Here is a 12,258-nt window from a genome sequence, read left to right as displayed (position 1 = left end):
AACGGCTCGTCGGGTGCGACCTCGATGAGGTGCGTGAGGTCGGGCTGGTCCTCGGACGGATCGATGAACGGGTACTTGTGGTTGTCGAACAGCCGGAAGTACCGGTCGAGGCGCACGTCGACGCTGGAGGGCTGCACCATCTCGACCTGCCACGGTTCGAGGCCGATGCGGCCGGCACTCACTTCGAGCTTGATGTCGCGGTCACTGAGCAGCACGCCTCCAGCGTAGTGGCGGTGGCGGTTTGCTAAGCTGGCCCGGCGCCTTGCGGCGCCTGGACCGGATAACAGAGCGGATGCCGCGAGGCCGAGCCGAGCGCCGAGACGAGGCATCCGATCCGCGCCGCTAGGCTGGCCCCGTGCTGCTCAGTGACCGTGACATCCGGCTCGAGATCGACGCGGGACGCATCGGGCTCGACCCGTGGGATCCCGAGATGGTGCAGCCGTCGAGCGTCGACGTGCGGCTCGATCGCTACTTCCGGCTGTTCGACAACCACAAGTACCCGTTCATCGATCCGGCCGAGGATCAGCCCGAGCTGACGCGCCTCATCGAGGTCGACCCGGATGAGCCGTTCATCCTGCATCCCGGCGAGTTCGCGCTCGGCTCGACGTTCGAGCAGATCACGCTGCCCGACGACGTCGCCGCCCGACTGGAGGGCAAGTCCTCGCTCGGACGCCTGGGCCTGCTCACCCACTCGACCGCGGGTTTCATCGATCCCGGATTCACCGGTCACGTCACGCTCGAGCTGTCGAACGTCGCCACGCTGCCGATCAAGCTGTGGCCGGGCATGAAGATCGGGCAGGTCTGCTACTTCCGCCTGTCGTCGCCGGCCGAGAACCCGTACGGGTCGGGCCCGTACGGCAACCGCTATCAGGGTCAGCGCGGCCCCACGGCATCCCGCTCCTTCCAGAACTTCCACCGCACCGACGTGGGAGTCCTGGATGCCGGCAGCCGCGGCGCCTGAATCACCGCGACCCGCTCAGCTGCCGCCGATCGGGGACGGCTCCTTGGCGTACACGTGCACCTGGTCGCCGTCGAGCACGAACTTCAGCGAGGTGCCGACCGGGAAGACGTCGCGCAGCTCTTGAGGAGAGTTCCCAGGCACCGTGAACGCCGCCGCCGCGGGGAAGTCGACGGTGCCGCAGCCCCACGCGCCGACGCCGTCGGAGCCGTTGGGCGTCGACTGCACCGAGATGCACACCTGGTCGAGTCCGCCGCCGAATGCCTGACCCAGGCTCAGCACCGACAGCCCGTGGAACTCCTCGAACTGCAGCGCGTCCGGCGGTCGTGCGCCGAACGTATCGGTCGGCCACTCCGCGTTGCGGTCGACGCCGAGCGTCGCGACCCTGCCCGACGTGATCGCCTGCACCGACAGCGTCAGCACGACGCCCAGCACCAGCGCGACGACGAGCGATCCCGCCCACCGTGCACGCCGTCGCCGCCACCACGGCGGGGTGGCGGCGGGGTGCTCCGTCGCCGCATCGGCGGAGGGGATGCCGTCCTCCGGCGCCGTCGCAGCGCCCGGGGCGTCGCCGTCCGCCGCGGCGGGTGCCGGGGCGGGATCGTCCGTCGCGACGTCATCGACCGGCGCCGTCGTCGGGCCAGCGGCATCCGTCCCCGCTTCTTCTGACAGGGGGAGCGGCGTCCGCTCCTCGGCCGCGGGCGTCGCGGCGGACCGGTTCTGCGCCTCGAGCTCCTGCAGGCGGGCGAGGGCGGCGGGGTCGGCGTGGATGTCGGCGTCGGGGCCGTAAGCGCGGGCACGCAGGGCGCGGAGCTCGTCGGCTGCGGGGTCGGTCGGCGCTGGCATCGCACCCATCCTGCCTGAGGCAGTGGACCCTCAGCGCCCGACCACGAGGGCGAGCGACGTGTCGCCGCACGCGAGCACCGAGGTGCCGTCGCTCAGCGTCGCGGGCGCGGGCGGCAGCGCCCGCACCGCGGCCATGAGCTCGGCATCGCGCAGCATGGAGCCCGGCTCGCGGCGCGCATCGGTCGAGGTCACGACGCGTCCCGATGCGTTGACCAGCGTCGAGGGCGAGTCTCCGCTCCGCAGCACCGGCAGGAGGACCCGCTCCAGGCGATCGACGAGCGCATCCGCACCCACGACGCCGATCATGACGTCGCCCTGCATGACCGGGGTCGTGACGGTGACGGTGTAGTCGTCGGTGCACACGTAGTCGACGTACGGTCCGGTCAGGTGACGCACTCCGGTGGCGGCGGGCACGCGCCACCACTCCAGTGCGGTGTAGTCGCGGAACTGCTCGTGAGACGGGTCGTCGATCGTCGCGAGACGCCGAGCACCGCGGGGAGCGCCCGTCGTCGCGAGCCACCACGCGAGATGCCACCGGGCGTCGGCGAGCGCACCGGGGGCCGCGACGAATCCGGCGCCGGTGAGGAGGGACTCCCCGGTGACGGTCGGGATCGCGAAGGTCTCGACGAGTGCATCCACGGTCGCGCTGTCGAGGGTCGACGCTCCCGTGAGCCCGCCCTCCAGCAGCGCGCGCCACCCGTCGATGAGGGCGAAGATCCCGTCGAATGTGGCCGCGACGTGGAAGGCCACGTCGGCGGGAGAACGGGTGGTGACCGTGCTCATGTGTGATCCTTCGGGTCGGATGCCGGCGCCTCGGTGCGCGCGTCGATACGCGCCCGCTCGTCGATGAGCCATTCGAGGGCGCCGCTGATGTGTGCGATGGTAACCCCGCGAGCCCGCTCGGGCGAGACCTCGCGGATGGCGTCGATGACCGCGGCTCGCACGTCGGCGCTGCGGTCGCGGTACTCCTGCTCGCGCAGGCACATCCACAGGAGTGAGCCGGACTCGCCCTGGAGGCGCATCTCTTCGTGGACGAGCCGTGGCGACTGGCTGATGGCGGCCACTTCGAGCTGGAACCGGCTCACCGCCCGGCGAGCGCCGCCGGCGGTGTGCAGGTCGGCGGAGTCCGCGATGCGCACCAGCGTCTCGAGGTCGTCGTCGCTGGCGCGGCTGGCGGCGACCTCGGCCGCGGTGCCGGCGATCGCGCCGGCGTGCAACGCGAAGTCGCGCAGCTCGATGCGGGAGTGCTCGCGCAGGCGGCGCTCGAGCAGCCGTGCCGCGGACTCACGGTCGAAGGTGACGAAGCTGCCGCCGTCGCGGCCGCGGCGTGTGGTGACCATGCCCTTGTCGCGGAGCACCTCGAGCGCCTCGCGGGCGGTCACCAGCGCCACACCCAGACTGCGTGACAGATCCGCTTCGCTGGGCAGGCGCTCGCCGTCGGGCAGGACGCCGGTGACGATGGCGTCGGTAAGTCGCTGCTCCACGAGCTCGGCGCGGCCCGTGCCGTCGAGGGGGGCGAAGACGACGGCGCGTGCGGCGTCGACTCTTCCCGTCGCGTGCGGCATGAGACCCCCGGATGCGCCAGCGGAGGAGCCCGTCCTCCAGGACCGTGACACGACGGTAACACGGGCGTCCCTCTTTTGACATATGGATCCATATGATTAACTTCCATCGACATCGAAGGAGACGTCCATGACCGCGCAACAGCCCGCCATCCGGCTGACCGGACTCACGAAGGAGTTCGGCGCCGTCACCGCCGTCGATCATGTCGATCTAGAGATCGCGGCGGGCGAGTTCTTCTCGATGCTCGGCCCGTCCGGGTCGGGCAAGACCACCGTCCTGCGCCTCATCGCAGGCTTCGAACAGCCGACCGGCGGCACCATCGAGCTGTTCGGCCAGGACGTCAGCAAGAAGGCACCGTTCGACCGGGACGTCAACACGGTGTTCCAGGACTACGCCCTGTTCCCCCACATGACCGTGCTCGACAACGTCGCCTACGGGCTCCGGGTGCGCGGAATGAACCGCAGTCGTCGGCGCGAGCTCGCCATGAAGGCGCTCGCCGCCGTGCGTCTCGACCAGATGGCCTCGCGCAAACCCTCCCAGCTGTCGGGCGGCCAGCGCCAGCGTGTGGCGCTGGCGCGTGCGACGGTCGTGCAGCCGAAGGCGCTGCTTCTCGACGAGCCGCTCGGCGCCCTCGACCTCAAGCTGCGCGAGCAGATGCAGGTCGAGCTCAAGCAGATCCAGCGCGACCTCGGCATCACCTTCATCTTCGTGACGCACGACCAGGAAGAGGCGCTGACGCTCTCGGACCGCATCGCCGTGTTCCACGACGGCCGGATCGAACAGCTGGGCACCCCGCAGGATCTGTACGAGCGACCCGCGTCGCGCTTCGTCGCCGACTTCGTCGGCACCTCCAACCTCTTCGACGCCGAGCGGTCGGCGACGCTCATCGGCCGCTCCGGCGAGCACTCGATCCGGCCCGAGAAGCTGACGCTCGCCGGTTCGGCCGCCACCGCGCCGGGCGAGCGCTCGGCGGAAGGGACCGTCGTGGAGTCGATCTACGTCGGCAGCGGCATCCGGCGGGTCATCGATCTGGACGCCGGCATGAGGGTGACCGTTCTGGAGCGCAACGATCGCAGCCGTCGCCCCGACGACGAGCGCGGGGACCGCGTCCACGTCACGTGGCGCGACGAGGACGTCGTCTCGCTCATCCCACCCGGCGCCTGAGGCGCCGCTCAGACCTGGGCGACCCGTCGCCCCGGAGCACACAGCACCTCAGCATCCCTTCGGGGATCTGTACAGAGAGGAAGCACCATGATGCGCATGTCACGCGGAGCGCGGTTCGCCGCGACCGCGCTCGCGGCGGGTTCGATCGCCGTCCTGGCCGGCTGCGGCACGTCGAGCGGGAACAGCCCCCAGCCGTCCGCCGAAGCGACCGAGCTCGGCGACTTCGAGGGCCAGGTGTCGATCCTGGCGTGGCCCGGCTACGTCGAGGACGGCAGCAACGACCCGTCCGTCGACTGGGTGTCGGGGTTCGAGGACAAGACGGGCTGTCAGGTCACGGCGAAGTCCTACGGCACCTCCGACGAGGCCGTCAACCTCATGAAGACCGGCGACTACGACGTCGTGGCCGCCTCGGGCGACGCGACGCTGCGCCTGATCGCGGCGGGCGACGTCGCGCCCGTCAACACCGACCTCATCCCGAGCTACGCGGGTGTCTACGACTTCCTCAAAGAGAAGGAGTGGAACTCGGTCGACGGCCAGTCGTACGGCGTGCCCCACGGGTACGGCGCGAACCTGCTCCTGTACAACACGGACGTCGTCTCGCCCGCTCCCACGTCGTGGGACGTGGTCTTCGACGGGGCCGACGCCTACTCGGGCAAGATCACCGCGTACGACTCGCCGATCTACATCGCCGACGCGGCGGTGTACCTGATGGCGCACGAGCCCGACCTCGGCATCGAGAACCCGTACGCCCTCGACCAGGACCAGTTCCAGGCCGCCGTCGACCTGCTCAAGGAGCAGCGTCAGCACGTCGGCGAGTACTGGTCGGACTACCTCAAAGAGATCCAGGCCTTCGAGACCGGCGACTCGGTGGCCGGCACCACGTGGCAGGTGATCCAGAACTCGCTCGAGGCGGAGGGCGCCCACACCGCGGCGGTGCTTCCCGACGAGGGCGCCACCGGCTGGTCCGACACCTGGATGATCTCGTCGAAGGCGAAGAGCCCGAACTGCGCATACGCGTGGCTCGACTGGATCGCCAGCCCCGAGGTCAATGCCCAGGCCACCGCCTACTTCGGCGAGGCGCCGTCCAGCCAGGCGGCGTGCGACTACCGCGACGACTGCGAGGCGTACCACGCCGGTGACGCCGACTACGCGTCGAAGATCTGGTACTGGACCACGCCGATCCAGGACTGCGTCGACGGCCGCACCGACGTGAAGTGCGTCGACTATGCCGACTGGACCGCCGCCTGGGCCGAGATCAAGGGCTGACGCCCGCGCACACGACCGGGGCGGCGGACCCGACCGCCGCCCCGGGACCGGCCCAGCCCGGGTTCGGCGTGCCGGGACCGATGACCAGGCCCCACTTCCGGAGAGATCGATGACCGACACCCAGACCGCCCCGCCGACGGCTCGCATGGTCGAGGCGCCCCGCGCGACGCCCGCGCGCCGCGTCTCGGCGTGGCTGACCGTGCACCCGCGGACCCGCCTCGCCTTCCTGCTGACCGCGCCGCTGTTCTGGCTCGGAATCGTCTACATCGTCGCCCTGGTCCTGCTGCTGGTCACGGCGTTCTGGACCGTCGACAGCTTCACGGGCGAGATCGCCACGGACTGGACGCTCGACAACATCGTGACGGTGCTCACGGGTGCGCTGTACCAGACGGTGACTCTCCGGACGGTCGGTGTGGCGCTTCTGGTGACCGTGATCGACGTGGCGATCGCACTGCCGATCGCCTTCTACATGGCGAAGGTCGCGACGCCGAGGATGCAGCGCTTCCTCGTGATCGCCGTGCTGATGCCCCTGTGGGCGAGCTATCTGGTGAAGGCCTACGCGTGGCGGTCGGTCCTGTCGCAGGAGGGGATCCTGCAATGGATCCTCGAGCCGTTCGGGCTGCAGACGCCGGGCTACGGGCTCACCGCGACGATCATCACGCTCTCGTACCTGTGGCTGCCCTACGTGATCCTGCCGATCTACGCGGGCCTGGAGCGGGTGCCCGACTCGCTGCTGGAGGCATCCGCGGATCTCGGTGGACGCTCATGGCGCACCATCGCGCACGTCGTGCTGCCGCTCGCGTTCCCCGCGATCATCGCCGGGACGATCTTCAGCTTCTCGCTGTCGCTGGGCGACTACATCACGGTCAACATCGTCGGCGGAGCGAGCCAGATGCTCGGCAACCTCGTCTACACGAACGTCGGCGCGGCCAACAACCTGCCGCTGGCCGCTGCGATCGCGCTGATCCCGATCGTCATCATCTTCGGCTACCTCGCACTGGTGCGCCGCACCGGCGCCCTGAACAACCTCTAGGACACCGCGATGAGACTCTCGCGCACGGCCCGCACGGTGCTCGGCATCGTGACGGCGCTCATCCTGCTCGTCGTCTACCTGCCGCTGTTCGTGGTCCTGGTGAACTCGTTCTCGACCTCGACCTCGCTCACGTGGCCCCCGCCGGGGTTCACGCTGGAGTGGTGGGGCAAGGCGTTCCAGAGCGTGGGCGCGCTCGAGGCGGTGGCGACCAGCGTGGGGATCGCCCTCGCCGCGACCGCCATCTCACTGGTCCTCGGGACGCTGATCTCGCTCGCGCTGCAGCGCTTCGAGTTCTTCGGCCGCGACGCGATCTCTCTGCTGATCATCCTGCCGATCGCGCTGCCCGGCATCATCACCGGTATCGCGCTCAACAACTTCTTCCGCACGATCATGGGGGTGCCGCTGTCGATATGGACGGTCGTGATCGCCCACGCCACGTTCTGCATCGTCACCGTGTTCAACAACGTGATCGCACGGCTGCGCCGCACGGGCACGAATCTCGAAGAGGCCTCGGCCGACCTCGGTGCGGGAGTCTGGACGACCTTCCGCCTCGTGACGTTCCCGCAGCTGCGGTCCGCGCTGCTCGCCGGCGCGCTGCTCGCCTTCGCCCTCAGCTTCGACGAGATCATCGTCACGACTTTCACGGCCGGGTCGGGAGTGACGACGCTGCCGATCTTCATCCTCAACAACATGTTCCGGCCGAACCAGGCGCCGATCGTCTCGGTCATCGCGGTCGTGCTCGTGATCGTCTCGATCGTGCCGATCTATCTGGCTCAGCGGCTGTCGGGTTCCGAGCAGACGCGCCGCTGAGTCCTCGGCAAGGAGGGGTGCGCGGCGGGCGGCCCCCAGGCGCGCCCGCCGCGGCGGCGGTGCCGGGCCCCCACGGCCGGTCCGCCGATTTACTGCAATTCGCAGTATAGGCTCGAATCGGCGTGAGCGCGCTACTGTTTCTTGTCCGCCCCACGGAATGAGGACACGCCTTGCCCGACCGCGAACTGTCGACGACGGGGTACCTCACCCTCGGCCTGCTCAGCGCACACGACTGGTCGGCCTATCAGCTGGCCGAACAGCTCGGGCGAGGGGTGGCGGAGCTCTGGCCATCGGCCGATCGCGGCCGGTACGCGGTGCTGGGCCGTCTCTCCGAACTGGGATACGTCGATACCCGGCAGGAGCACACCGGCAAGCGCGCACGCACGATCTACTCGATCACGCCCGCCGGGCGCGAGGCGCTCGCCGCATGGCTCAGCACTCCGCCGCGGCCGCCGAGCGTCGAGTTCGAGGGCATGGTGCGGGTGCTCCTCGCCGACCAGGGATCGCTCGACGACCTGCGGGCGACGCTGCAGCAGACCCGCGAGAGCGCGCTCGCCAACCGCGAGATGTTCGCGCGCTACGCCGCGTACATCAGCGCCACCGGCGGCACGTTCCCCGAGCGGCGGCATCTGTTCGCGCTCGCGAACACGTTCATGATCGGCCACTACGACCACATCCTGCGGTGGACGGAATGGGCCGAGCAGCAGATCGCCGGCTGGCCCGACACCGTCTCGCCGGCGACGACGAACGAGGCCCAGGTCCGTGACATGCTCACCCCCGGCCGCGAGGCCTGGGAGAGGGGCCACCCCGACGAGGCCTGACCGTTACGTCGGCCGGCCGCGTGTCAGCCTGCCGTCAGCGGCAGGGCGATCTCGAACACGCATCCCTCCGCGGCATTGCGGACGCTCGCCGTTCCCTCGTGCGCTTCGGCGACCTCCCGCACGATCGCGAGGCCGAGCCCGGCGCCGGCATCCGTGCGACGCGCAGCACTGCCGCGCCAGCCGGTCTCGAACACGTGGGCCAGATCGGCCTCGGCGATCCCGCCGCACGTGTCGGCGACCGCGATGACGACCGCACCGTCGCGTCGCGCCGCCGTCACCTCGACGCGGCCGCCCGGAGGGGAGTGACGGATGCCGTTGGCCACGAGGTTGGCGACGGCCCGTCTCAACTCCGCCGGGGCGACGGATGCGCGCAGGCCGGTCGGCGCACCGCCCGAGAGCGAGACGTCGTCCGCCCTCGCGATCGGCGCGAGCGAGGCCACGGTGTCTGAGACGAGGTCGCCGATGTCGACCTCACTCCGCTCGAGCGTCACCGACGGTGCCTGCAGGCGCGAGAGGGTGAGCAGGTCGTCGACCATGTCGCTCATGCGCTCGGCGTTCCGCTGGATCGTCGCCGCGGCCGCCGCGACGTCGGGAAGCACCCCGTCATGGATGCCCTCGGCGGTCGCCCGGATGCCGGCCAGCGGCGTGCGCAGGTCGTGCGAGATCCACGCGACGAGGTCGCGCCGCTGGCCCTCCACGCGTCGGGCCGCCTCGGCATCGGCGGCCGCTTCTGCCGCCTTCCGCGCGGCGTGCTGGATGCGGGACGCGATGACGATGCCCGCCGCGACCGCCGCCGGCACGCTCGCCAGCACGATGAGCAGCAGTCCGGCGAGGTCGTCCGACGCGAGCAGCATCGACGCCCCGCCCGCGACGACGCCGGCCGCCATCGAGAGCACCACGACGAGCGGGGCAGCGATCGCCGCGGCCACGACCCGGACGCGGGCGATCGCGAGCACCAGGGCCGCGCCGGCGATCCCGGCCACCGCCGCGGCCCCGGCCGAGAACAGCAGGGCGTTCGTCGAGACGTTCACGGGGCGGCATCCCATCGGTACCCCACGCCGAACACGGTGACCAGCCGTCGGGGCGAGGCGGGATCCCGTTCGATCTTGTCGCGCAGCCGGCTGACGTGGACGGTGACGGTCGACGGGTCGCCGAAGTCCCATCCCCACACCTCGCGCATGAGATCGTCGCGGCGCACGGCGTCGCCCGGGTGCGCGACGAGCCACGACAGCAGGTCGAACTCGCGCGCGGTCAGGGTCAGCTCGCGGCCGTCGAGGGTCACGCGGCGGGCACGCCGATCGATCACGAGGTCGCCGTCCACGCTCGACTCGGGGAGGCCGGCCGCGGGTGCCGCGGACTCGTCGCTGGAGGCGCGACGGAGCACCGACTGCACGCGCAGCACGAGCTCGCGCGGGCTGAACGGCTTGGTCACGTAGTCGTCGGCGCCCACCTCGAGCCCGCGGATGCGGTCGTCCTCCTCGCCGCGGGCGGTCAGCATGACGATCGGGATGCCGGGCTGCCGCCGCCGCAGCCGCCGGCACACCTCGAGGCCGTCCACACCGGGCAGCATCAGATCGAGCACCACGATGTCGGGTCGCTCGGCGGCCGCCGCTTCGAGGGCGTCGATGCCGTCGGTCGCGCGACGCACCTCCATGCCCGCACGCTCCAGGTACGCGGCGACCACGTCGCCGACGCTCTCGTCGTCGTCGACGACCAGGACCGTGCTCACGTCGTCAGGATAGGCGCGTCGGCGGGGCGGTGCACCGGCGGAGGCGCCCCTGGCGGCCGGACGAAAGGAGTTCGTAAGAACCCCGTGAGCGCCCCGTCATGGAGTCCGCCGACGGGCGGGCGTTGACTGAGCACGTTCCGGCCGCCCGGCCGGTGGGAGAGGAAAGAACCCATGCCTCGTACTACGTCTTCGCGGGCCCGCGTCGCCGCTGCGGCGGTCGGCGTCCTGGCCGCCGCCATGTCGCTGTCGGCCACGGGCGGTGCCTTCGCCGCCGGCTCGGGCGGCGTCACCGACAACGGCGTGATCTATGCCGACCACGCGCTGTGGCGCACGGTCGCCTCGCCCACGGACCTGTCGCACACCGGTGCGCCCGCACAGTCCTGGGACGTGATCTACAACTTCGGCGGACTGCAGGCGAGCGTCGCGGACGCCGCGCCCGGAGACCCCGACTTCAACGGCGGCCGCTGGCAGGTGCACGCCGTCTCGGCCCCGAACGGCTACGCGGCGGCGCTCGCCTCGGGCGACCTCGACCACGACGGCGTGCTCGATGCGGCGGACGAGGTGTGGGCGGCGCTCGCCGCGGGCGACCTCGTCGACCACGGCGTCGTGAAGCAGTTCGTCTGCACGATGAACCGCGTGCCCGCCAGCCGCACGCACTAGGGATCGGGTCCGGTGCGGCCGCAGGGCGCGCCGGACCCGGCGGGGCCGGGATGCTGCCGGCCCGATCGGTCAGTGGGCGGTGCGCACGCCGATCAGATCGTGGACGAGCACCGCGGCCGCACGGGCGCCCTGGCCCGCGGCGACGATGAGCTGCTGCGGACCCGGGGAGGCGGCATCCCCTGCGGAATACAGCCCCGCGACCGACGTGCGTCCCGACCGATCGGTGACCAGATTGCCGAACTCGTCGCGGTCGAGCTCGATCCCGCCGAGGAAGTCCAGCGCCGGATGCCACTGCGGACGCACGAAGCCGCCCTCGATCTCGATGCGCGTGCCGTCGGCCAGGCGCACGGCCGACACGTCGCCGCGATCGCCCTCGAGGTCGTCGATCGGCCGGCGTTCGACGATGATCCCGGATGCCGCCAGCTCGGCCTCTTCGACCGTGTCGACCGCGTCGGATCCGTTCGTGAAGACGGTCAGCCGGTCGGTCCACCGGGCGATGAGGCGCGCCCGCGCCGCGAGGTCGGGAGTCTCGCCGATGAGGGCGAGCGGACGGTCCTGAAGCTCCCACGCGTCGCACGCCGCGCAGCTGAACACCGTCATGCCGTAGAAGGCGCGCAGGCTCGGGATGTCGGGCAGCGTCTCGCGCAGTCCCGTCGCGACGAGCACCGACCGCGCCGAGACGGCGGGAGGGATGCCGGCGCCCCGGCCGTGGAGCGCCGCGATGAAGCGCCCGTCGCCGCTCTCGCGCTGCTGCAGCGCGGTGACGACCGTGCGGTCGAGGATGCGGACGTTCGGGTAAGCGCCCAGCTCGGCCCGCGCCAGCTTGCGCAGCTCGAGCGGCGGCACGCCGTCGCGCGTGAGAAAGCCGTGCGAGCGCAGCGTCGCCGCGTTGCGCGGGCGTCCGGCGTCGACCAGTACCACCGAGGCGCGTGCGCGCCCCAGGTTGAGGGCCGCCGACAGCCCCGCGGGACCGCCGCCCACGATGACGACGTCGACCTCAGTCGTGGGTGTGTCAGTCATGGCCCTCTCCCTGCGGGGGCAGTGCCTCGATGATCGGGTGGTCCTTGTGGATCACGCCGACCTTGGCGGCGCCGCCGGGCGAGCCGATGTCGTCGAAGAACTCGACGTTGGCCTTGTAATAGTCCGGCCACTCGTCGGGCAGGTCGTCCTCGTAGTCGATCGCCTCGACCGGGCAGACCGGCTCGCACGCACCGCAGTCGACGCACTCGTCGGGGTGGATGTACAGCGAACGGTCACCCTCGTAGATGCAGTCCACGGGACACTCGTCGATGCAGGCGCGGTCCTGCACATCGACGCACGGGAGCGCGATGACGTACGTCACGGAACGAGGGCTCCGCGCGAGATCTGCACCTGCTCGTCGCGCGGCACCACCTTGACGCGCTCGCGG

15 protein-coding genes are annotated in these 12,258 nt (G+C 70.9%); 7 read left to right on the top strand and 8 right to left on the bottom strand.

All coding sequences use genetic code 11. From position 1 onward, the window contains the following. Nucleotides 1–215 (bottom strand): dCTP deaminase (locus ACTHNQ_RS18795; RefSeq protein WP_440335465.1); only part of this gene is annotated, 215 nt, incomplete at its 3' end. 140 nt (nt 216–355) lie between these two features. On the opposite strand from ACTHNQ_RS18795, the gene dcd reads away from it, so the two are divergent. Beyond that, a complete protein-coding gene (gene dcd / locus ACTHNQ_RS18790) occupies nt 356–961 on the top strand; it encodes a dCTP deaminase (protein WP_440335464.1) in 606 nt (201 codons plus the stop codon). A 15-nt stretch (nt 962–976) separates the two neighbouring features. Here the strand turns inward: dcd and ACTHNQ_RS18785 are convergent, their stop codons facing one another. Genes ACTHNQ_RS18785 through ACTHNQ_RS18775 form a run of 3 tightly spaced genes read right to left on the bottom strand, consistent with a single transcriptional unit; the run spans nt 977 to nt 3,369 of the window. Then, entirely contained in the window at nt 977–1,804 is an 828-nt protein-coding gene (locus tag ACTHNQ_RS18785; RefSeq protein WP_440335463.1) for a hypothetical protein, read from the bottom strand. A 30-nt stretch (nt 1,805–1,834) separates the two neighbouring features. After that, nucleotides 1,835–2,587: a PDC sensor domain-containing protein gene (locus ACTHNQ_RS18780; protein ID WP_440335462.1), complete on the bottom strand. Its 753-nt coding sequence runs from the start codon at nt 2,585–2,587 to the stop codon at nt 1,835–1,837. Then, entirely contained in the window at nt 2,584–3,369 is a 786-nt protein-coding gene (locus ACTHNQ_RS18775) for a FadR/GntR family transcriptional regulator (RefSeq protein ID WP_440335461.1), read from the bottom strand. Before ACTHNQ_RS18775 ends, ACTHNQ_RS18780 begins: the two co-directional genes overlap by 4 nt. Before the next feature lie 127 nt (nt 3,370–3,496). Here ACTHNQ_RS18775 and ACTHNQ_RS18770 point away from each other — a divergent pair, with 127 nt between their 5' ends. From ACTHNQ_RS18770 to ACTHNQ_RS18750, 5 genes are all read left to right on the top strand, one after another. Then, on the top strand, nt 3,497–4,531 hold the full coding sequence (locus tag ACTHNQ_RS18770; RefSeq protein ID WP_440335460.1) for an ABC transporter ATP-binding protein: 1,035 nt from the start codon (nt 3,497–3,499) through the stop codon (nt 4,529–4,531). Nucleotides 4,532–4,627: 96 nt separating this feature from the next. Next, nucleotides 4,628–5,797 (top strand): ABC transporter substrate-binding protein, encoded by a 1,170-nt coding sequence (locus ACTHNQ_RS18765; RefSeq protein ID WP_440335459.1) that lies wholly within the window; start codon nt 4,628–4,630, stop codon nt 5,795–5,797. A gap of 109 nt (nt 5,798–5,906) precedes the next feature. Next, complete coding sequence (locus tag ACTHNQ_RS18760) at nt 5,907–6,830, top strand: ABC transporter permease (RefSeq protein ID WP_440335458.1); 924 nt, start codon at nt 5,907–5,909, stop codon at nt 6,828–6,830. A gap of 9 nt (nt 6,831–6,839) precedes the next feature. After that, nucleotides 6,840–7,640, top strand: a complete 801-nt coding sequence (locus tag ACTHNQ_RS18755; protein WP_440335457.1) for an ABC transporter permease — start codon at nt 6,840–6,842, stop codon at nt 7,638–7,640. A gap of 170 nt (nt 7,641–7,810) precedes the next feature. Further along, complete coding sequence (locus tag ACTHNQ_RS18750; RefSeq protein ID WP_440335456.1) at nt 7,811–8,461, top strand: PadR family transcriptional regulator; 651 nt, start codon at nt 7,811–7,813, stop codon at nt 8,459–8,461. A gap of 23 nt (nt 8,462–8,484) precedes the next feature. Here the strand turns inward: ACTHNQ_RS18750 and ACTHNQ_RS18745 are convergent, their stop codons facing one another. Continuing rightward, nucleotides 8,485–9,492 carry a sensor histidine kinase gene (locus ACTHNQ_RS18745; RefSeq protein WP_440335455.1) on the bottom strand — a complete coding sequence of 336 codons (1,008 nt, stop codon included), beginning with the start codon at nt 9,490–9,492 and terminating at the stop codon, nt 8,485–8,487. Beyond that, complete coding sequence (locus tag ACTHNQ_RS18740) at nt 9,489–10,190, bottom strand: response regulator transcription factor (RefSeq protein WP_440335454.1); 702 nt, start codon at nt 10,188–10,190, stop codon at nt 9,489–9,491. The genes ACTHNQ_RS18745 and ACTHNQ_RS18740 overlap by 4 nt, the downstream gene beginning before the upstream one ends. Nucleotides 10,191–10,361: 171 nt before the next feature. Between ACTHNQ_RS18740 and ACTHNQ_RS18735 the strand changes: the two genes are divergently transcribed. Continuing rightward, nucleotides 10,362–10,850: a hypothetical protein gene (locus ACTHNQ_RS18735; protein ID WP_440335453.1), complete on the top strand. Its 489-nt coding sequence runs from the start codon at nt 10,362–10,364 to the stop codon at nt 10,848–10,850. A gap of 69 nt (nt 10,851–10,919) precedes the next feature. Here ACTHNQ_RS18735 and ACTHNQ_RS18730 read toward each other — a convergent pair whose 3' ends face one another. Both ACTHNQ_RS18730 and fdxA read right to left on the bottom strand, forming a co-directional pair. Then, nucleotides 10,920–11,870: an NAD(P)/FAD-dependent oxidoreductase gene (locus tag ACTHNQ_RS18730; RefSeq protein ID WP_440335452.1), complete on the bottom strand. Its 951-nt coding sequence runs from the start codon at nt 11,868–11,870 to the stop codon at nt 10,920–10,922. Further along, nucleotides 11,863–12,192, bottom strand: coding sequence for a ferredoxin (gene fdxA, locus ACTHNQ_RS18725; protein WP_440335451.1), 330 nt, complete (start codon nt 12,190–12,192; stop codon nt 11,863–11,865). The genes ACTHNQ_RS18730 and fdxA overlap by 8 nt, the downstream gene beginning before the upstream one ends. Nucleotides 12,193–12,258: the final 66 nt, after the last annotated feature.

The organism is Microbacterium sp. (assembly GCF_051953575.1).
Taxonomy (GTDB): Bacteria; Actinomycetota; Actinomycetes; order Actinomycetales; family Microbacteriaceae; genus Microbacterium.
This window is presented reverse-complemented; position numbering and strand designations above follow the sequence as displayed.

Coding starts and splice junctions, on each gene's coding strand:
- ACTHNQ_RS18785 (WP_440335463.1), bottom strand. CDS start 1,804: ATGCCAGCGCCGACCGACCCCGCAGCCGACGAGCTCCGCGCCCTGCGT.
- ACTHNQ_RS18780 (WP_440335462.1), bottom strand. CDS start 2,587: ATGAGCACGGTCACCACCCGTTCTCCCGCCGACGTGGCCTTCCACGTC.
- ACTHNQ_RS18775 (WP_440335461.1), bottom strand. CDS start 3,369: ATGCCGCACGCGACGGGAAGAGTCGACGCCGCACGCGCCGTCGTCTTC.
- ACTHNQ_RS18770 (WP_440335460.1), top strand. CDS start 3,497: ATGACCGCGCAACAGCCCGCCATCCGGCTGACCGGACTCACGAAGGAG.
- ACTHNQ_RS18765 (WP_440335459.1), top strand. CDS start 4,628: ATGTCACGCGGAGCGCGGTTCGCCGCGACCGCGCTCGCGGCGGGTTCG.
- ACTHNQ_RS18760 (WP_440335458.1), top strand. CDS start 5,907: ATGACCGACACCCAGACCGCCCCGCCGACGGCTCGCATGGTCGAGGCG.
- ACTHNQ_RS18755 (WP_440335457.1), top strand. CDS start 6,840: ATGAGACTCTCGCGCACGGCCCGCACGGTGCTCGGCATCGTGACGGCG.
- ACTHNQ_RS18735 (WP_440335453.1), top strand. CDS start 10,362: ATGCCTCGTACTACGTCTTCGCGGGCCCGCGTCGCCGCTGCGGCGGTC.
- ACTHNQ_RS18730 (WP_440335452.1), bottom strand. CDS start 11,870: ATGACTGACACACCCACGACTGAGGTCGACGTCGTCATCGTGGGCGGC.